19 protein-coding genes and 1 tRNA gene are annotated in these 19554 nt (G+C 63.5%); 9 read left to right on the top strand and 11 right to left on the bottom strand.

Translation table 11 applies throughout. The annotated features are described in order from the left end of the window. The first annotated feature begins 3 nt into the window (after positions 1 to 3). From ACSZOQ_RS00210 to ACSZOQ_RS00230, 5 genes are all read left to right on the top strand, one after another. The gene (locus ACSZOQ_RS00210; protein ID WP_439924118.1) at positions 4 to 1425 is read left to right on the top strand and encodes a cell wall hydrolase; all 1422 of its coding nucleotides are present in this window, start codon (positions 4 to 6) and stop codon (positions 1423 to 1425) included. A gap of 169 nt (positions 1426 to 1594) precedes the next feature. Further along, positions 1595 to 2848 (top strand): MFS transporter, encoded by a 1254-nt coding sequence (locus ACSZOQ_RS00215; protein ID WP_439924119.1) that lies wholly within the window; start codon positions 1595 to 1597, stop codon positions 2846 to 2848. A gap of 48 nt (positions 2849 to 2896) precedes the next feature. Further along, positions 2897 to 3883 (top strand): acrylyl-CoA reductase (NADPH), encoded by a 987-nt coding sequence (gene acuI, locus ACSZOQ_RS00220; protein WP_439924120.1) that lies wholly within the window; start codon positions 2897 to 2899, stop codon positions 3881 to 3883. A gap of 119 nt (positions 3884 to 4002) precedes the next feature. Beyond that, the gene (locus ACSZOQ_RS00225; RefSeq protein WP_439924121.1) at positions 4003 to 4593 is read left to right on the top strand and encodes a hypothetical protein; all 591 of its coding nucleotides are present in this window, start codon (positions 4003 to 4005) and stop codon (positions 4591 to 4593) included. Positions 4594 to 4916: 323 nt separating this feature from the next. After that, positions 4917 to 5687, top strand: coding sequence for a gamma-glutamyl-gamma-aminobutyrate hydrolase family protein (locus ACSZOQ_RS00230; RefSeq protein ID WP_439924122.1), 771 nt, complete (start codon positions 4917 to 4919; stop codon positions 5685 to 5687). 73 nt (positions 5688 to 5760) lie between these two features. Here ACSZOQ_RS00230 and ACSZOQ_RS00235 read toward each other — a convergent pair whose 3' ends face one another. The 5 genes from ACSZOQ_RS00235 to ygfZ all read right to left on the bottom strand — a co-directional run bounded on the left by ACSZOQ_RS00235 (position 5761) and on the right by ygfZ (position 11323). Next, positions 5761 to 8442 carry a DUF2339 domain-containing protein gene (locus ACSZOQ_RS00235; RefSeq protein WP_439924123.1) on the bottom strand — a complete coding sequence of 894 codons (2682 nt, stop codon included), beginning with the start codon at positions 8440 to 8442 and terminating at the stop codon, positions 5761 to 5763. Positions 8443 to 8618: 176 nt separating this feature from the next. Further along, a complete protein-coding gene (locus ACSZOQ_RS00240; protein ID WP_439924124.1) occupies positions 8619 to 9125 on the bottom strand; it encodes a tyrosine phosphatase family protein in 507 nt (168 codons plus the stop codon). An 85-nt stretch (positions 9126 to 9210) separates the two neighbouring features. Further along, the gene (locus ACSZOQ_RS00245) at positions 9211 to 9822 is read right to left on the bottom strand and encodes a YfbR-like 5'-deoxynucleotidase (protein ID WP_439924126.1); all 612 of its coding nucleotides are present in this window, start codon (positions 9820 to 9822) and stop codon (positions 9211 to 9213) included. Further along, on the bottom strand, positions 9819 to 10445 hold the full coding sequence (locus ACSZOQ_RS00250; RefSeq protein ID WP_439924127.1) for a DNA-3-methyladenine glycosylase I: 627 nt from the start codon (positions 10443 to 10445) through the stop codon (positions 9819 to 9821). Before ACSZOQ_RS00250 ends, ACSZOQ_RS00245 begins: the two co-directional genes overlap by 4 nt. Beyond that, positions 10442 to 11323: a CAF17-like 4Fe-4S cluster assembly/insertion protein YgfZ gene (gene ygfZ, locus ACSZOQ_RS00255; RefSeq protein ID WP_439924128.1), complete on the bottom strand. Its 882-nt coding sequence runs from the start codon at positions 11321 to 11323 to the stop codon at positions 10442 to 10444. The genes ACSZOQ_RS00250 and ygfZ overlap by 4 nt, the downstream gene beginning before the upstream one ends. Before the next feature lie 156 nt (positions 11324 to 11479). Between ygfZ and ACSZOQ_RS00260 the strand changes: the two genes are divergently transcribed. Continuing rightward, positions 11480 to 12814 (top strand): dihydroorotase, encoded by a 1335-nt coding sequence (locus ACSZOQ_RS00260; protein WP_439924129.1) that lies wholly within the window; start codon positions 11480 to 11482, stop codon positions 12812 to 12814. Positions 12815 to 12873: 59 nt separating this feature from the next. Here ACSZOQ_RS00260 and ACSZOQ_RS00265 read toward each other — a convergent pair whose 3' ends face one another. The 4 genes from ACSZOQ_RS00265 to ACSZOQ_RS00280 form a co-directional block, all read right to left on the bottom strand. Next, entirely contained in the window at positions 12874 to 13140 is a 267-nt protein-coding gene (locus ACSZOQ_RS00265; RefSeq protein ID WP_439924130.1) for a hypothetical protein, read from the bottom strand. 172 nt (positions 13141 to 13312) lie between these two features. Continuing rightward, positions 13313 to 13690 (bottom strand): TIGR02301 family protein, encoded by a 378-nt coding sequence (locus ACSZOQ_RS00270; protein ID WP_439924131.1) that lies wholly within the window; start codon positions 13688 to 13690, stop codon positions 13313 to 13315. 87 nt (positions 13691 to 13777) lie between these two features. Beyond that, the gene (locus tag ACSZOQ_RS00275) at positions 13778 to 14209 is read right to left on the bottom strand and encodes an NUDIX hydrolase (RefSeq protein WP_439924132.1); all 432 of its coding nucleotides are present in this window, start codon (positions 14207 to 14209) and stop codon (positions 13778 to 13780) included. Beyond that, a complete protein-coding gene (locus ACSZOQ_RS00280; protein WP_439924133.1) occupies positions 14209 to 14718 on the bottom strand; it encodes a hypothetical protein in 510 nt (169 codons plus the stop codon). The genes ACSZOQ_RS00275 and ACSZOQ_RS00280 overlap by 1 nt, the downstream gene beginning before the upstream one ends. Positions 14719 to 14781: 63 nt before the next feature. Here ACSZOQ_RS00280 and ACSZOQ_RS00285 point away from each other — a divergent pair, with 63 nt between their 5' ends. Continuing rightward, a complete protein-coding gene (locus ACSZOQ_RS00285; protein ID WP_439924134.1) occupies positions 14782 to 15549 on the top strand; it encodes an SOS response-associated peptidase in 768 nt (255 codons plus the stop codon). 66 nt (positions 15550 to 15615) lie between these two features. On the opposite strand, the gene ACSZOQ_RS00290 is transcribed toward ACSZOQ_RS00285, so the two are convergent. Continuing rightward, positions 15616 to 17052, bottom strand: coding sequence for an FAD-binding oxidoreductase (locus ACSZOQ_RS00290; protein WP_439924135.1), 1437 nt, complete (start codon positions 17050 to 17052; stop codon positions 15616 to 15618). Positions 17053 to 17058: 6 nt separating this feature from the next. Then, entirely contained in the window at positions 17059 to 18045 is a 987-nt protein-coding gene (locus ACSZOQ_RS00295; protein ID WP_439924136.1) for an L-threonylcarbamoyladenylate synthase, read from the bottom strand. Positions 18046 to 18112: 67 nt separating this feature from the next. Between ACSZOQ_RS00295 and ACSZOQ_RS00300 the strand changes: the two genes are divergently transcribed. Together ACSZOQ_RS00300 and ACSZOQ_RS00305 are read left to right on the top strand one after the other, a co-directional pair. Next, positions 18113 to 18189 (top strand) — tRNA-Pro (locus tag ACSZOQ_RS00300). Positions 18190 to 18502: 313 nt separating this feature from the next. Beyond that, complete coding sequence (locus tag ACSZOQ_RS00305; RefSeq protein WP_439924137.1) at positions 18503 to 19540, top strand: class 1 fructose-bisphosphatase; 1038 nt, start codon at positions 18503 to 18505, stop codon at positions 19538 to 19540. The last annotated feature ends 14 nt before the right edge of the window (positions 19541 to 19554 follow it).

Below are 19554 nucleotides of genomic sequence, written 5' to 3' on the forward strand. Positions count from 1 at the left end.
TCGATGTCTGTGTTGCGAAACGAGCCGAAGGGCGCGCGTCTTGCGCTCTTCGGCTTCGGTCTCTGCTTCTTCGCATTGATCCCGAACGAAACCGGCTATCAGGACATTGCCGCGCTGCTTGCGCGGCAGCCCGGCGTTGCCGAACGCTGGCAGAAACGTGTTTTCGCCTCCGCCGTCAGTTCCATTCAAGTCGCGACATTCAGCTTTGGACGCCCCGTAGGCACTTCAGCGCCGCGTGCGGCCACGCTCCTGCTTGCCAGTCTCGACGGCCAGGGTGTTGGCGCGGTCACGCATAACCCGCTGACGCGGCCGCCGCCACGTTATCAAGCCTCGGATTTCCCCAAGGTCAATCGGACGCTGAAAGGCGATCGTCTGACCATCGTGACGCCGGAGAGGCCACCCAGTGGGCCAGCGGGTGCGATGCCGCAGGATTCTCCGACATCCAATACTTCGCCGACATCCAATACATCGGTGATGGGGGCGAAGACGGCGACGGCCACGCATGCCGCGGATCCCGTGGCCCTCGATCCCGAACTGACGGAAGCCCTGAAGGCACCGCCGCTGCCGCAGTACGATATTTCGCCATCGATCAAGGCGCAGCCGCTCGACGATCTCAAGCGGCATGGCGAAGCCGGCGATGTGACCATCGAGCCGCAGCCTTCCACCGACGGGTTCTCCATCAAGACGGCGAGCCTGTATTTTGGCGGTTCGTCGCTGGGTGTCGAGAGTGGTGGTCTGGAACGCTGGCAGCCCGGTGAGGAGCCGACGATCGTGTCGCCGGGCCCCGCAGCAGATCCCGATATGAAGGCGTCCATTCCGCCGCAGCGGGATTCTGCGAGGCCCGGTGAAACCGTGGTCGGCAAGGGTGAGATCAAAACGCCGGCGGAGCGGCTCGGCCTGCTGGACGAAAAGAAACGTGCCAAGCAGGAAAAATGTCTTGCCGAGGCGGTCTACTTCGAAGCGCGCGGCGAAGCGATCCGCGGCCAAATCGCGGTGGCGCAGGTGGTCATGAACCGGGTGTTCTCGGGTTACTATCCGACCACCGTGTGCGGCGTGGTCTATCAGAATGCGAACCGTCATCTGGCGTGCCAGTTCACCTTCGCCTGCGACGGCATTCGCGATGTGGTCACCGAGCCGGACATGTGGGATCGCGCCCGCAGGATCGCGAAGGCCACGCTCGACGGACGGCTGTGGCTGCCGGAAGTCGGCAAGTCGACGCACTATCACGCCTATTGGGTGCATCCATCCTGGGTCCACGAGATGAAGAAGATGTACCGGACCGGCGTCCACACCTTTTACCGTCCGCGCGCGTGGGGCGATGGCAGCGATGCACCGAGCTGGGGGACGACGGCTCAGACCGCCGAAATCACCGCCAGGCTGGCGGACGCCGCGCATAGCTCGGCCGAAACTCGCGCCCGGCGCTAGGGCGTAGGTACCTGGTTCGGGTTCTCACACATCGCTGACGGGGAGGTTTTAGTCGTCCCGCGCGCGTTGGCATTTTCATGCAGACGCATTAACTTGCACTTCGGCCGATGCCGGCCGGATGATGCTGATGGCCGACCCCGCCCGTGCGCGTCGGCAAATGGACGTTTCGATGGCGACAATCGAAGAGAGCGTTAGGCGGTCCTGGCGTGGATCGGGCTGGCGTACACCGCTGGTGATCATCATCTGCGGCTGCCTGATCGGCATGCTGACGTTCGGGCCGCGTTCGGCCTTCGGCTTCTTCATGCAACCCATGAGCAGCGAGTTTTCGTGGGGCCGCGATGTCTTCGCGCTGGCTTTCGCGGTTCAGAACCTGCTGTGGGGAATCGGCCAGCCCTTCGCCGGCGCAATTGCCGACAGGTTCGGCAGCGTGCGCGTGATTTGCGTGGGCGCTTTGATGTATGCCACCGGCCTTTTGGTGATGCGTTATGCGAACACGCCGTTGTCGCTCAATATTGGTGCGGGTTTTTTGATCGGTTTCGGCCTGTCCGGCTGTTCGTTCAATCTGGTGCTGTCCGCCTTCGGCAAGCTGTTGCCGGAGCAATGGCGCGGCCTCGCGCTGGGCGCCGGCACCGCGGCGGGATCATTCGGACAATTCGTGTTCGCGCCGGTAAGCGTTGCGCTGATCGACAATTTCGGCTGGCAACCGGCGTTGACCGTGTTTGCGGTGCTCATGCTGTTTGTAGTGCCGCTCGCGCTCGTGTTGTCGACTCCACCCGGCGATGCGGGCAGCACGGCTGTCGCGGAATCGGAACAATCTTTCAAGAGCGCGCTGGCGGAAGCCTTCGGTCACCGCTCCTATGTGCTGCTCGTACTCGGCTTCTTCACCTGTGGATTCCAGCTCGCCTTCATCACCGCGCATCTGCCGGCCTATCTGGTCGATCGCGGCCTGTCGGTCCAGGCCGGGGGATGGGTGCTGGCGGCGATCGGACTGTTCAACATCATCGGATCGCTGAGCGCCGGATGGCTCTCGACCAGGATGCCCAAGCGCTACATCCTGTCGGTGATCTACTTCATCCGCGCACTGTCGATCGTTGCGTTCATTTCAACCCCGATGACGACGTTCTCCGCAGTCGCATTCGGCGTCGTCACCGGCCTGACCTGGCTGTCCACGATACCTCCCACCACGAGCCTTGTGGCGCTGATGTTTGGCACCCGCTGGCTCGCGACGCTCTACGGCTTCGCATTCTTCAGTCATCAGGTTGGCGGATTTCTCGGTGCGCTGCTGGGCGGCGTGGTGTTCGACCATTTCGGTTCCTACACCCCGGTCTGGTGGCTGTCGGTGCTGTTCGGTGTGCTGTCCGCATTGATCAACCTTCCGATCATCGAAGCCCCGGTCCGGCGGGCGGTTGCGCAGCCTGCATAATGGGTTCAATCTTCCGAGAGGCTCGGCCAAACGTCGGGGAACGGTAGCGTGGCGACATTCAGGGCGATCCGGATCGACAAGGCCGAGAAGGGCACGACAGCCGCGCTGACTCAATTCGACGAATCCGAATTGATGGATGGTGACGTCACCGTTCGCGTCGAATGGTCCACGGTGAACTACAAGGACGGCCTGGCGGTCACGGGCAAGGCGCCGGTGGTGCGGCGCTTTCCCATGATCGCGGGGGTCGATTTCGCAGGCACGGTCGAGCAGTCGTCGCATCCCTCCTGGAAGGTCGGCGACAAGGTCGTCTGCAACGGCTGGGGCATGGGAGAAACTCATCTCGGGGCCTATGCGGAAAAGGCCCGCGTCAAGGGCGACTGGCTGGTGGCGCTGCCCGCGGGCCTGACGGCGCGCGATGCCATGGCGATCGGGACGGCGGGCTACACCGCGATGCTGTCGGTGCTGGCGCTGGAAAAGCATGGTCTGACGCCGAAGGATGGCCCCGTGATCGTAACCGGCGCCGCCGGCGGTGTCGGGTCGGTGGCGACCGCCGTGCTCTCGAAGCTCGGCTATCACGTCATCGCCTCCACCGGCCGCATGTCGGAAGCCAGTTATCTCAAGGATCTCGGCGCGTCTGAAGTGATCGACCGCAACGAGCTGTCGGGTCCGGCCAAGCCGCTGGCGAAGGAACGCTGGGCGGGGGGGATCGATAGCGTCGGGTCCACCACGCTCGCCAATCTGCTGTCGATGACGAAATACCGGGGAGCCATCGCAGCCTGCGGTCTCGCCGGCGGCATGGATCTACCGTCGTCGGTGGCGCCTTTCATTTTGCGCGGGGTGTGCCTGCTCGGCATCGACTCCGTGATGGGCCCGATCGAGCTTCGGAATACCGCATGGAGGCGGCTCGCGACCGATCTGGACCGGTCAAAGCTATCTGAAATCACTCATGAAATCGGCTTGGACGACGTTATCGGAGCCGGCGCCCGGATTCTCGCCGGCGAGGTTCGCGGACGCATCGTGGTTAAAATTCTCTAGGATGTTCAGACTTTACCAACCAAGCTGCTCCAATGTTGCCACGGTTGGTATGGTAAGCAGCGGGTAAAGGCGTCAGCCATCGGCGGTTACCCCGCGCTCAAGTTGGTCGGAGTTGCAGTATGCTCGCGCGTTTCATGTCAGGAGCCCTGGTTGCAGGTGCGATCGCGGCACCGGCGATGGCCGGTCACATGATGAATGCCGACGAGGCCAGGCGGTTCGTAGCCGGCAAGGTTTTCGCCTTCACCTGCTTCGACGGCACCCGCGGCGCCGGCCGGGTGTTCGAGGATGGCGGTGCGGCCGGCGCGGTGCAGTTCAGCGGTTCGGGTCCGGTTCGCCACATGAGGCTGCCGGGCAATACGCTTCAGGTGCGCGGTCAGGCGGTTTGCGCCTCGATTCAGGGCCTTCCGTTCGAGCCATGCTTCAACCTCGACAAGCAGAGCGATCGCAGCTTCCGCGGTTCAGTTTCCGGTATGGGCTTTGCGTATTGCGATTTCAATCATCAGGGCGGCAGGCAGATGCTGCTGGCGCGCGCCGCCGCGCGCCCGCGCGGCCATGGGCACAGCCCGCGTTCCGCCGACGCGTTGAAGACAGAGGTGACCGCGCGTGTCGAGACTCCGCGGGTCGAAAGCGCCAAGCTTGACCCCGTTAAGCCGGAAGCGAAGCCGGCCAAGGTCGAGGGTGCTTTGGAGCTCCGTCGTTCCACGGACTGATTCAGCCGGGCGCGGTGAATTGCGGTGGATCGGTCGATTCCGTTTTTTAGAGCGGGATGCGCGCGAGAAACCGCTCCGCACTTTTCCTCATCCGCTCTAACGCGTGGTGAGCCGCCTTTCACAGCGCATAGTCGGGCATGAGCGTTGCGCGGCTATCGTGTGAGCATGGCTGGTGCCAACCTTAAGCTGTTGATCCGACTTCGGTGGAGGGGCATGATTGTCAAAGTCTGTCGGAATCGATTTGCCGCGAGTCGCTCTCTCCGCGAAAACCGTAACATGCATATCCGGATCAACGACCCGCTATCGGAGCTAGGTGTCTGGCGATGAGAAAGCCGGTGGTCGGCGTGATCGGGAATTCGCACTGTGTCGAGGACCGATTTGAGGTGCAGATCGTCAGCGAGCAGAACCTGCGGGCGGTTGCGGAGGTCGCAGGCGCGCTGCCGCTGATGTTCGCGGGCTGCCCGGAGGTTACCGAGATTGGAGCGCTGCTCGATGTGGTCGATGGTGTCGTGCTGGCGGGCGCGCGCGCCAACGTTCATCCGAGCCATTTCCGCACTGAGCCGGATCCCAGGCATGAGCCTTACGACGTCAGCCGCGACGATCTTGCATTGTCATTGGCGCAAGCCTGCGTCGCGCGCTGTGTCCCGATCTTCGGCATCTGTCGTGGCCTCCAGGAGATGAACGTCGCATTTGGCGGCTCGCTGCATCCGGAGATTCGCGAATTGCCGGGACGCCTGAATCACCGAATGCCGCGGCTTGAGAACGGCGAAATTCATCCGGACCTGACCGTGGTGTTCGCTGAACGTCATGACGTCCGTCTTGTCCAGGGCGGAGTATTCGCGCGAATGCTCGGCTGCGAGACCATCCGCGTTAATTCGCTACACGGCCAGGGCATCCTCGAACCCGGTGAGCGCGTCGTCGTCGAGGGCGTCGCCGAGGACGGCACCATCGAGGCGATCCGCATCGCGGATGCGCCGGCGTTTGCGCTGGGTGTGCAATGGCACGCCGAATACGATCCGCAACGCAATCCGATCAACCGTGCGCTGTTTGAAGCGTTCGGTGCGGCGCTGCAAGCGCGGCGGCGTGCGGCCTAGAGCGGGATGAAAAGTGTGTAGCGGTTTTCCGCCCGCATGACTTTGGATTGGTTCGATCCAAAATCATCGTGATCTAGGGCGGGGGTGCAAAGCTCTCCCTCGGCAGTGAATTGCGGCGGAACAGGATGCGCTGGTACAGCCATCCGATCGCCACCAGCACGAGGCCGAGGCAGATGAACGATAACGACCGGTAGATTCCGGTCAGTGTCGACATGTCCACCACAAACGCCTTCAGGATCGTTAGCGCGATGACCACGGCGGATGCGAGCCGCGCCCGCTGGGAGTTCACCAGCACCCCGATGCCGAGTAACGCAACGCCTAGCAGCAGCCATGCAATCGAATACGTGTATTGCTCTGCGTCGGTGGTTCCACCGTGGGTCAGGATCGGTCCATGATAGAGACGCCGGATCTCGAGCGAGATGTAGGCCAGTGCAAGCATAAGCGCGCCTGCTGTAATGGTGTTGGCGTAAGCCGCGCGGCGATGCGCTGCGACGATATATGAGAGCAGCCACGCCAGCACGGCCGGGATCGCGTAACAGAGCAGCAGCAGATTGATGAAGCTGTCGCCGACGTCCATGTGCCTGAGCATCGGGTTCGCAATGAAGAACAATCCGAACAGAATGGCGAGACCCGCAAAGACCGTCAGAAGGACCGCGCCGACATTGTGAACGATGCTGCCGCTGCGCAGCCTCAGCCGTTCCAGTCCGATCGCCAGGGCCAGCGCGACACTGATCTGCAGGCCGATCTCGGCAAGATCGGCGGAGATCCTGTGGATGTCGCCGCCGTTGACGGCATGGCGAATTTCCAGAAACGCGAGCATCACCGTGAACAGGATCGCCGCCGCCTCGACCATGCGCAGCGGGGCGTCGTCGCCCCGGCGGCGCATGAAATAGCTGCCCGCCCAGAACGAGACCGCTGGAATGCCATAGCCCCATAGCAGCCAATTGATGACTGGTGTGGTGCCGACAGCGTCGCCCGCGATCCGCGGGTCGTATCCGACGCGTGCGATGACGATAGCCGCCAGAATGGCGGCCAGCCAGCGCAGGAACGGAATCGGCCGTTGCATCGATATCCATGCCGTGCCCATCGACATCAAGGCGAGCGCGATCGTCAGCCAGCCCTTCTCGAGCGAAAAGGTGAAGGCCAGCGCCAGCGCGGCTAGCGTGCCTGTGGCGAACAGTGCGGCTGCGATAGCTCCGCCGGGCCGTGATGCTCGCCTGGTCAGTGCCTCGGTGGCCGCGCCGAAGATTGCTGCGAGAATGACGGCCATGATCGCAAACGGCACCGACCGGTCGAGATGGGCGATGCGCGCATAAAGCGAGATCAACAGCGCCAGCAGCGTGAAGACACCGGCCGCCGCCCACACCACGGGGACGGCCGCGCTGATCGAGCGACCCTGGGCTAAAAAACCCGCCGCGCCAAATCCGCCGGCGAAGATTGCCGCTGAAATCAGATGCAGCGACACCGATCCGTCAGTGATACTGGGGGCGATGCCGGGCAGGGGGCCGCCCGGTAGCACCAGCATGTCCGGATTGGCGCGCACCGCCCATTCGAGAAAGACGATGGCGACGAAAGCGGCCGCTGCCGCGACAGCGCCGGTCGCGGCTTCCGCCCGCCACGCGACAAACACCGTGCCTGCGATCAGCAGTCCGAATCCGATCATGGCGGTGTCGGCATGGATACTCGCGAGCACGATCGCGGTTGCGGCCAAGAGATAGGCCGCGAGCGATCCGGATGAGACCGGCTCGATCTTGCCGGCATCGCCGGGCGGGCCGAACATGAAACCGCACACGACGAGCAGTGCGGCCAGCACGAAGCCTGCGATGACGTGGAAAATGTGCGGCCCGACCATTGACGGTCCGCAATCGAGACAAGGCAGTGCCCAGAGGACCGCGAACACGATGGTCGTGACGGCAAGCCAGCGCCACAGTCGCGCACGCGCCAGCGCGAAAGCCGCAGCGGTGACAATGGCGAGATAAATGTAGAGCGCCCAGTAATCGGGTTGATCGGACGATACGAGGACCGGCGTTACGAAGGCGCCGGCGATACCGAGGCCGGCCAGCGCCGGTCCGTGCAACAGCGCGGCGGCCAGCGTTCCCAACGCGACGAGTCCGAGCAGCACGAATGCCGTGCCGGGAACGAGGAAGCCGTATAATGCATAGGCCGCGTAGACCGTGGCAAAGGCCACGGCGGTGCCGGCGGCGGTCAGTATCGCGGGAATGTTGGCGGTCGGCAGCGGTGTGATTGCGGAGACGGTTTCCCGGCGGCGCATCCATTCGCCGCTAGCGAGCAGGGCCAGCGCAAACAGACCGCCGAGCATGGTGCGAACACCGGGACCAAGCAGGCCCTGCTCGATGGAATAGCGCACCATGAAGAAGCCGCCGAGCGCGAGCGTCAGTCCGCCGACCCACACCACCCAGCGGGTGCCGAGACGCTCTTCGAGGCTGGGCGCGGTTTGCGGGACGGCCGGGGGTAGAACTGCTTCTGGCGGCAGCGGCGGAGGAGTGAGGTGTGTAGCTGAGGGCGCTTCCGCTGACGCAGGCGCGTTGCTTTCTGCCTTGGCGCCGGAAGGCGCAAGCGTTGGCTCAAGGTCGAGCGCGGCCGGCAGCGGCGGCATGAGCTTCGCCTGCGCCCCCGCCTCGAATACGTCGATCCGGCGGCGCAACAACGTCGTTTCGGTCATGGCTTTCCGAGCGACGAAGAATGCAACGATGGCGATGGCAATTGAAAGAAAATCGAGCGGTGAGTCGAACATGACACCTCAAGTCGCAGGGCAAACGACAATACGTGATGCGGTCTGGTCCGGACAAACGGAAACCCGCGGGTCTGCGCTGGGGATTTTAGTTCAGCAGGTGTTAGTTTGGGTCGATAAAGCTTAAACGCAACGGCGGATTCGATCACGCGCCGGCGGTACTGTGGGTGGCGAGCGCGTCAGTCCAGATCGATGCGAAACGGTCGGCCTTCGATCGCCATGTTGCCGGGACCCATCGCCTCGAGCGCGCGCAGCATCCGTCCCTCGCGCCCGAGGGCCTTGTCCGCCAGCGTCACAATCAGGCGGTTCGGTTGCGCGATCGGCGACGCCGCGCGGATTTGCCGTGCGATGGAGGCTTCGTCGCGATGTGGATTGAGAGCGCAGGCGGCGATGAAGGCGCTCGCGCTCGAGCGGCTGATCCCGGCGTAGCAATGCACGACCAGCGGCGCCTTGCGGTCCCAGCCGCGCACGAACGCCAGAACCTGCACAATATGGCCATCGTTCGGCGCGACGAAGCCGTCCGCGGGCTCGCTGATGTCGTCCATCGACACCTTCAGATGATGGGCTTCGAGAACGGAGGGCGGACGCCGCACCTGATCGACGTTCGCCATCACGGTGAGGACATGGCTGGCGCCCGTGGTTCTCACGGTATCGGCAAGCGCGGCAAGCGAGCAAACGTGGATCATGGCGTTCTTGAGCTTTCCGGAATGAACTATAGCCTCGTGCGTGTGAGGACGAAAGACGGTCTGCCGCTTGGAACCGCCGAGGGGATTAAGCTTGCAGGCTCTTGAACCGCGCCAGGAACCGTTTCTCGGCCTTGCTTGCTGGCCACGGCGTCAGATAGTCGTCGATCATCGTCGCCGGCAGGCCGGGATCGCTGCCGAACAGGCGCTTCGCCTCGGCTTTCGCAAAGCCCGCAAGATGCGTCGCTTCGAGATAGGCCGCGCCCATGTCGGCATCCTTGATCTGGCGCTCGATGTCGGCGGGCAGCGCCGGTTGCAGTCCGAAGCGAATATGGATCGCTGACAACAGCCGCTTCTCCACAGCCTTATAGGAGCCGCCGATCACCGCCTTGAACGGTGAGATCATGTCGCCGATGACATATTCCGGCGCGTCATGCAGCAGCGCTGCCAGCCGCACCTGAATATCGATGCGCGGCATGTGCTCGCGCATCACGGCCTCGACCAGCAGCGTGTGCTGCGCGACCGAGAAAATGTGCGCGCCGTGGGTCTGGCCGTTCCATCGCGCGACCCGAGCGAGGCCATGCGCGATATCCGCGATCTCGATGTCGAGCGGCGAGGGATCGAGCAGGTCGAGCCGCCGGCCGGACAGCATCCGCTGCCATGCGCGCGTCGCGGTTTTCGGGGCAGCCCGTGCCGTCATTTCGTCTTAAGACGCGGCTTGCGCGTCTGCTTGCCGCATGTCGCATGACAATGGCATGTTACCAGATGGTCGTTGACCATGCCTGTCGCCTCCATGAAGGCATAGACGATCGTGGGGCCGATGAATTTGAATCCGCGCGACGCCAATTCTTTCGATATTTTGATCGACAGCGCCGTCGAGGCCGGCACGCTCGCCGTGGTCTTGAACTGATTGATCTTTGGCCTGCCGTCCATAAAGTCCCACAGCAATGCGGAAAAGCCCGGACCCTGCTCCATGATCGCCAGATAGGATTTCGCACTGGTGACGGCGCCCTCGATTTTCGCTCGATTGCGCACGATGCCGGCATCGTTCATCAGCGCGTGGACCTTCTTCTCGCCGTAGCGGGCGATTGTCTCGGGGTTGAAATCATCGAAGGCGCGGCGGAAGTTGTCGCGCTTGCGCAAAATCGTGATCCACGACAGGCCCGCCTGAAAGCCGTCGAGGATCAGCTTTTCGAACAGCGCGCGATCGTCATATTCGGGTACGCCCCACTCGGTGTCGTGATAGGCGAGGTAGAGCGGGTCGTCGCCGGGCCACGGACAGCGGGTCAGGCCGTCGGCATGCAGGCGCGCGGATCGCGTCATGCGACGGTCTTTTTCGCCGGGAGCTTGAGGTCGTCCGGATCGGCGACACGGATCGGAACGCCACCAGCGGCCAACGCAATTCCGGCCTCGATCGCGTCGGCGGCGCGATCCAGCCGCAGCAGTGCAAGACCTTGGTCCGCGGCCGACGAACCCATGGTGCCCACGGGCTTGTCCGCCGCGACCACGGCCGTACCGGCCTCCGGCGCGCCACCGTCCAGGAGGACGCGCACAATCCGGCTGCGCGCGGTGCCGCGATGCTCCATGCGCGAAACCACTTCCTGACCGACATAGCAGCCCTTGTCGAAATCGACCCCGTGCAATCGGTCCATGTTGGTTTCATGCGGAAAGGCGTCGCCGAACGTGAAATCGGTGCCGCCGCTCGGAACCCCGGCCGCGATCCGGTGGGCCTCGTAGTCGGCGCTTTCGACCAGTTCGGCACCGATCACATTGGCTGCCCGGGCTGCGAGTTCCTCCGGCGCGAGAATGCGCCACCCGAGCTTGTCGCTGCGCGGATCGGCGAAGGTCAGGTCGGGGTGCATCGCGGGCTCGCCGTCCCAGGCCGCCAGCACGCCGAGCGTGCTGGAGATGTTGTCGACCGTGACCTTGGCGCGCAGCTTGTAGAAGCCGAGCTTGGTCGCGAGCGGCTGCGCCAGCGGCAACGGGCAGTCGATCAGAAAGCCGCCGCCGTGGCCGGGCTGCGCTTCGGTGATGAGGAAATCGAAGGTGATCTTGCCCTGCGGCGTCAGCAGCGCGCCGAACCGGCCAAGCCCCGGGTGGACCTTGGTCATGTCCGTGGTCACGAGACCGTTGAGAAAATTGCGTGCGTCGTCGCCGCTGACCTTGACCACCCCCCGGTCGGGAAGAAACGCTGCTTTCATGACACTTCTCTTGGCCGGGCGTTGTTTTCTTGGCGGGTCTTGCGCAGTGCCTGGGAAACCTGCGTGCCGGATTTCGCTTCGGAACGTAAGCCGCTAAGGTGCTGGCAACAAGGTCCGCGTGGCACCGAGAGGTGCGGAAACAAGCTGTCGGGAACGATGACCAAGACATTTGACGTGATTCTCAAATCGGGCACCATCGTCAATCAGGACGGCGAGGGGGTCGGCGACATCGCAGTTTCCGACGGCCGCATCGCCGCCATCGGCGGGCTGGGCCACGCCGACGCTGGCGAGGTGATCGACTGCCGGGGGCTGCATGTCCTTCCCGGTGTGATCGACACCCAGGTGCACTTCCGCGAGCCCGGCCTGACGCACAAGGAAGACCTCGAAACCGGCTCGCGCAGTGCGGTGATGGGCGGCGTGACTGCGGTGTTCGAGATGCCGAACACCAACCCCCTGACGGTCACCGCCGAGACCTTCGCCGCGAAGCTGAAGGCGGCGCACCATCGCATGCATTGCGACTTCGCTTTCTTCATCGGCGGCACCCGCGAGAATGTGCAGGACCTGCCCGAACTGGAACGTGCGCCCGGCTGCGCCGGCGTCAAGGTGTTCGTCGGATCGTCCACCGGCGCGTTGCTGGTCGAGGATGACGACAGTCTGCGAAAAATCTTCAATGTGATCCGCCGCCGTGCGTCGTTTCACGCCGAAGACGAATACCGCCTCAACGATCGCAAGGGATTGCGGATCGAGGGCGATCCTCGCTCACATCCGGTTTGGCGCGACGAAACCGCGGCGCTGCTGGCGACGCAGCGGCTCGTCACCCTCGCCCGCGAGACGGGAAAGCGCATTCACGTGCTGCATATCTCGACCAAAGAGGAGATCGAATATCTGCGTGACCACAAGGACGTCGCTTCTTGCGAGGCGACGCCGCATCATCTCACGATGGTCGCGCCCGGATGCTACGAGCGGCTCGGGACGCTGGCACAGATGAATCCGCCGGTGCGCGATGCTGCTCATCGCGCGGGCATCTGGAACGGCATCAAGCAGGGCATTATCGATGTGCTCGGCTCCGATCACGCGCCGCATACGCTGGAAGAGAAGCAGAAGACCTATCCGGCATCGCCGTCGGGCATGACCGGCGTGCAGACGCTGGTGCCCTTGATGCTGGATCACGTCAATTCGGACCGGCTGTCGCTGGCGCGCTTTGTCGATCTCACCAGCGCCGGTCCGGCGCGGCTGTTCAACATCGCCTGCAAGGGCCGGATTGCGGCCGGCTATGATGCCGATTTCACCGTGGTCGATCTCAAGCGGACCGAGACCATTACGAACAAATGGGTGGCGTCACGCGCGGGCTGGACGCCCTATGACGGTGTCGACGTGACGGGCTGGCCGGTCGGCACTTTCGTGCGTGGTCGCCGTGTGATGTGGCAGGGGGAACTGGCAACGGCATCGATGGGCGAACCGGTGCGCTTTCTGGAGACGCTGAAAGCATAGCGACGGAGCGCCGCAATCCCGGACGTTCGAGCCGGGCGACGACGGCAACAGATGAATAGCTATTGCTTTGCGAGCGCGATCGAGAACTCGCCGTTGCGGACACGGACGGGCAAGCCTTCGACGAATTTCGCCACAGCATCCTCGCCATAGGTGCTGACGAGTTCCGCAAACGCCGCGAACAGGCTCGCCTGCGCCAGACAATCGCCATCGACGCCTTCGTGCCGCGCCTCGGCCCACGCTTCGTTGAGATAACTCAGCGCAGCCTGCTTCTGCTCATGATCGGGCAGCGAATCGCGGGCTGTGTTGAATGCAAATGGATGGCGCATGAAAAATTCCGGGGCGTCAGACGAAATGAAGCGCTTAACGACCGTGGTTTAGCACGCGATTCGGGGCCGGACAGCCAGTTCTTTAGGAAAGGTTAACGCGCCTTGGCACATTTGAAGTGAAGTCCTGGGGTATCAACGGAAATCGAACCTCAGCTGCGGAGCCGCGGCAGGGTTAGTTTGCGTATCTGGCGGTCAGGTCGCGGGAAATCTTCGCGCCTTCCTCGATATAGCGGCGGATCGCGACATTCGCGGCCGGTGTGCAGACCCGGTAGGTCTGCTGGAACCCGTTATAGCCGCGGTTGAAACCCGCAATCATCCTGGCGCGGCGCTCGCCGGAAGGCGTTTCGGCGTCGATCAGGGCTTGCATTTCATTGCGCCATTTGGCGCCTTCGTTGGCACCGCAGATGCCGCGAAGATAGTGCAGCGTGCCGAGAATCTCCGCCAGCCGCTGCAGGTCGGCGTCGAACGGCGCAGCCCCCTCCTGCGCGCGCGCGGGCAGCGCGCCGCAGATCGCGGTCACCAGAACAATGGCAAAAACCGATTTGCGCATACAAGGGGTCCAGATCCGTCATGATATGCCTTTTCAACGCGATGGAAGCAAGGCAGCGCGGTCAGTGCCGAGGGTTCAATTCGCAGTTCAAACCCCGACAAGCCGCCGCGCCGTATCGATGATGGTCTGCAGCCCCTCGGTGAGCCGCAGCTCGCCCGGCAGCTCCGGGGCGACCCAACTGAAGGTGTCGAGTTCGTCGTTGAGGACGGGCTCCCCGGCGATCCAGCGGGCCGCGAATGACATCACCAGGTAATGCCCGTCGGCGGGCTGCGCCGGAAGCACTTCGCGCCAGCCCGCGAGACCGACGATCTCGACTGTGAGGCCGACTTCCTCCGCCACCTCGCGATGCAACGCCTGCGCCATGGTCTCCCCGAATTCGACGCGCCCGCCGGGCAGGGAATACAAGCCCTTGCCGGGTGGCCGGGCGCGGCGGACCAGCAGAACCTTGCCCTCGCGAAAGATCGCGGCGCTGACGGCAAGCCAAGGTCTTTGAAGAGACGCGGGTAAATCCACCGACATCAGTGGTTCATAATGTAATCGACGTCGGTTTCGCCACCCTGTCCATTGATGATGCCGCCGGCCAGCGTGACCAGCGGCTTGACCCAGCCGGTCGCCTGGATCGCGAGGGCTGCGCGGGTCTTGTCCTGGCGGACGTCCTTCATCGCCGACGCCACGGCAGTCAATATGGTTTTCATGTTGGCGGTCACGTTGTCGAATCTGGCGCGAATGTCGGGGGCGGCCTGTTCATAGGCCTCGATCGCCAGATCGCGCGCCTTGAAGTTCGAGGCCATGAAGTGCTCCGGATAGGTCAGGGGTTGCCAGGCCAGGAAATCTGCGGCGCAATCCGGGATGTCCGGGATCATCTCGAGCAGCATGATGGCTTCGTTGAAATGATTGAGGTAGTCGGTCGCAAGACCAGTTCTCGGGTTGATGTTGGCAGCCGATAGCTCGGCCTCCCAACTGGCCCTGTTCGGGCCGGTCTGCTGCGCAATAGAAGAAAGAGCTAATTTGTTAGACGCCGATGTCATTGGTTGCAGTGTTAGACACCGGGATTAAAACGGACTGAATGTCGCACCTGTTTGGATGACGAAATGTGCGGACGCTACGTGATCCTGTCGCCGCCGGAGGCGATGCGTCAGGTTTTTGGCTACGCCGAACAGCCAAATTTCCCGCCCCGGTTCAATATTGCGCCGACTCAGCCGGTTCCGGTCGTCATCCTCGAGAATGGCGCCCGGCATTTTCGCCTGATGCGATGGGGTCTGATTCCGGCCTGGGTCAAGGATCCCCGGCAGTTCGCCCTCCTCATCAACGCCCGCGCCGAGACGGTGCTGGAGAAGCCGGCTTTCAAAAACGCGATGAAACGGCGCCGTTGCCTGCTTCCGGCCGACGGATACTACGAATGGCATCAATCAGAGGGACGCAAGCGGCCGTTTTTCATCCGGCCGGGCAACGGCGGATTGATCGCCTTCGCGGGGCTTTCTGAGACCTGGGTCGGGCCGAACGGAGAGGAACTCGATACGGTTGCCGTCATCACCACGGCGGCGCTTGGCGGTCTCGCGACCCTGCATCCGCGGGTGCCGGTGATGATCGCGCCCGGGGATTATGCGCGCTGGCTCGACGGTGATGCTACCGACGCCGGAGAGGCCATGCTGTTGCTGCGCGCGCCGGACGATGGCGAATTCGTCTGGCATGAGGTGTCGACGCGCGTGAACCGTGTCGCCCATGACGACGCGCAACTGCTGCTGCCGATCTCCCAGGAGCAGGCGGAAGCCGAGGCGCCGAAGGAGGTGAAGAAGGCCTTGGCTCGCAAGGCTACGCGCGCGGTCACCGGCGACGACGGTCAGGGGTCCTTGTTCTGACCCGCTATCATGACGTGAGCGCTTGGCCATCGAGCTATATCGCGAACACGACGCCCGCAAACGTGATCACAGCACCTTGCCCGGATTCATGATGCCTTGAGGGTCGAGCAGCGCCTTGATGCCGCGCATCAATTCGATCGCCGTCCCGTCCTTCACGTTGGGCAGTTCATCGCGCTTCAGCACGCCGATGCCGTGCTCGGCGGAAATCGAGCCGCTCATCCGCAGCGCGATGGCGAAGACGACGGCATTGACCTCGTGCCATCGATCGAGAAATTCCCGCGGTGTCGTTCCCGTCACGGGCTGGCTGACGTTGTAGTGGATGTTGCCGTCGCCGAGATGGCCGAAGGCGACCGGGCGGGCGCCGGGAACGAGCTTTGTCACGGCGGCATCGGCCTCAGCGATGAAGGCGGGGACGGCGGCGATCGGCACCGAGATATCGTGCTTGATCGAGCCGCCCTCCGGCTTCTGCGCCGCTGGGATTGTCTCACGCAGTTTCCAGAATGCCGCGCGCTGCTGAAGACTGGCCGCAATCACCGCATCTTCCACGATACCGTCCGTGATGCCCTGTCCGAGAATGACCTCAACGGTCCCAGCCGCATCGTCGCGCGACGATGAAACCTCCATCAGTACGTACCAGGGATGGCGCTCGCTGAGCGGGTCGCGGACAGCGAGACCGTGCTTGACGCACATATCGACGCAGATCTCCGCGAGCAGTTCGAAGCTGGTCAGGCCACCGGCGGCTTCGGCCTGAGAAATGGCCAGCAATCTCAAGGCATCGGCTGGCGATTTCAGGCCGACAATGGCGGTGTCCACCGCGCGCGGTTTTGGAAACAGTTTCAGGACCGCGGCGGTGATGATGCCGAGTGTGCCCTCGGCGCCGATGAACAGGTTGCGCAGGTCGTAGCCGGTATTGTCCTTTTTCAGCTTTGACAGGCCGTTGAGGATACGCCCGTCGGCGAGCACCACCTCGAGACCGAGCGCCATGTCGCGCGCTACGCCGAATGCCAGCGCGCCAGTGCCGCCGGCATTGGTCGAGAGATTACCACCGATGGTGCAGCTTCCTTCGGCGCCGAGCGACAGCGGAAAGAGGCGATCGGCTTCGCTGGCGTGCTGCTGGATGGTCTGCAGCACCACGCCGGCCTCGACCGTCATGGTGTTGGAGGCGGTATCGACCTCGCGGATTTTGTCCATCCGCCGCATCGAGACCACCACCTCGCCATTGTGCGGCGTCTGTCCGCCGACCAGACCGGTGTTGCCGCCCTGCGGCACCAGCGCGATCCGGTGTTCGGTCGCAAGCTTGCAGATGGCGGACACCTCTGCCGTCGATGCGGGACGCAGCACCAGCGGGGAACGTCCCTGAAACAGGTTGCGCTCCTCGGTGAGGTATTGCGCCAGTTCACTGGCGTCGGTCACCGCATATTTGTCGCCGACGATGGCCGTGAGGCGCGCGATCAGATCGGGCGACAGCGGCGGCAGCGCGGATTTTGGCGGGGCAATAGTCATCGCGAATTAGCCTTGCGGCGCGGCGGCGCGGCGCAGCCGGTCGTTGATGGCTTCCCCGAGTCCGTCGTCGGGAACCGGCATCACCGCGATGGTCCGCGCGCCGCTGGCGTCGAGGGCGCGAAGATAGCCGAAAAGATTGGCCGCGGCCTCCTTGAGATCGCCGCGCTCGGACAGATTCATCACGGCGACCGCGGTGTCGATGCCCGCCAGATCAGCCGGACCGAAGGCCAGCAGCGCCTCGCCGCGCGTAAGGCTCAAAGCATCGAGCCGCATCGTGGCGCGTGGCGCGTAGTGCGAGGCCAGCATCCCCGACGCCAGCGGTCGTCCATCGGCCGCGTCGGGATCGGGCCGCGCCAGAGGGCTGCCAAGGACGCGCTCGATGTCGGAACGCGGAATTCCGCCGGGACGCAGCAATGTCGGGGACTCGAAACAACCGACGATGGTGGATTCGACGCCGACCTCGACCGTCCCCCCATCGACGATCAGGTCGATCCGCCCCGCAAGGTCGCTTTGCACGTGCGCGGCGGTCGTCGGGGAGACATGGCCCGACAGGTTGGCGGACGGCGCGACGACCGCGCTGCCGAACGCGCGCAGGATGTCGCGCGCCACCGGATGGGCGGGAACCCGCAGTGCGATGGTATCGAGGCCCGCGGTTGCAAGTTCGGCCACCGGGCAGCGTGCGCCTTTCGGCAACACCAGTGTCAGCGGCCCCGGCCAGAACGCGGCGGCGAGCGCGAGGGCCGTTGCATCGAAACGGGCGATCCGTTTTGCCGCTGCGAGATCGCCGACATGCACGATCAGTGGATTGAATGCGGGCCGGCCCTTGGCCCGGTAGAGCCGCGCGACCGCTTCCGCGTTGGTAGCGTTGGCGCCGAGCCCGTAGACCGTCTCAGTGGGGAACGCGACCAGCCCGCCGTTGCGCAGCGTCCGCGCGGCTGCGGCCGTCGCGGCCTCCCCGGCCGGTCGAATCTGCGTTGTCAGGTCCACGGTCATAGCGGTTTCGGTTCTCAATTCAGCTTCTTGCGGTGCGCGAAACCCAAGGCTATAAGCCGCGTCTTGTCGGAGTGTGGCTCAGCCCGGTAGAGCACTGCGTTCGGGACGCAGGGGTCGCAGGTTCGAATCCTGCCACTCCGACCATTATTTCAATGACTTATAATTTCGATGCGTCGGCCGCGCAACGCAGCGCGCGACGAATTGACCCGTTACGCGCGAGTTGGCAAGAACTGCTTGCCGTCGCACAACTGACAGGCCAGTGAGAGGATCATCCCGTCGCGCCAGCGCGCGCAGCTGACGAAAAGTGACGTAGATTCGAGATGATATAAGAAAAATTTTGGTTCGACGAAGGACATTGAAATTGTATTTATTACATGCCACGAGTCAATGTGATTTAACGCTCTGGAAAACGGCAGATCAGGCAGTCCGCCGATCGTCGTCGAGGGGAGGCAACTGAATGAGCCAAAAGCTGACACTGCAGGAGAGGATGGACGCAGAATCGGGGTCGGATCCGCTTCGCCAGGCAGTGAAGGAAGCCGTAGCTGCACTCGCGCAGGCGGCGATCGATATTTCCGATCTGACGTGCCGCGGCGCGTTGGCCGGGATCACCGGGGAGGCCCAGGGCCGCAATACCGATGGTGATGTCCAGAAGGATCTCGATGTTCGCGCCGATCAAATCATCCGCGACGCCCTTGGCGCGCTGCCGATCGCAGTGCTTGCCTCGGAGGAAATGGCGGAACTGGACATTTTAAAACCGGGCGCGCCGATCAGCGTTGCGTTCGATCCGCTGGATGGCTCGTCGAACATCAACACGAACATCTCGGTTGGCACGATTTTTTCGATCATGCCCACGCCGCCCGATCCCAGCGCTGCCTTTTCCCAGGCCGGAAGCGCGCAGCTTGCGGCTGGTTTCGTTGTCTACGGCCCGCAAACCTCTCTCGTCCTCACCCTCGGGCGAGGTGTCGATATCTTTACGCTTGATCGCGTCGAGCGGGTGTTCAAGCTCACGGGATCAATGGTGCAGATCCCGGCGGAGGCCAAGGAATTCGCAATCAATTCTTCGAACCGCCGTCACTGGGATTTACCGGTGCGCGCCTACATCGAAGAATGCGTCATGGGGGCTGAGGGTCCGTGCGGCAAGGACTTCAACATGCGCTGGGTCGGCTCCCTGGTCGCGGAAGCTTTCCGCATTCTCGTTCGCGGCGGTATTTTCCTCTACCCCGGAGATGGTCGCGACGGCTACGAGGAAGGGCGCTTGCGCCTGGTCTATGAAGCGCATCCCATGGCTTTCATCATCGAGCAGGCTGGCGGCGGCGCTTCCACCGGCCGAAAACGGATTCTCGATATCACACCTACCAGCCTCCATCAGCGAGTCCCGCTGATCATGGGCTCGATCAAGAACGTCGAGCGGGTTGAGCACATGCACACTTTGCCCGACGTTGCTTTGGAAGCGAATGCACCATTGTTTGGGCATCGCGGTCTGTTTCGCGTTTGAATTGAGGGGCTATC

It is taken from the genome of Nitrobacter sp. JJSN (assembly GCF_051912485.1).
Classification (GTDB): Bacteria; Pseudomonadota; Alphaproteobacteria; order Rhizobiales; family Xanthobacteraceae; genus Nitrobacter.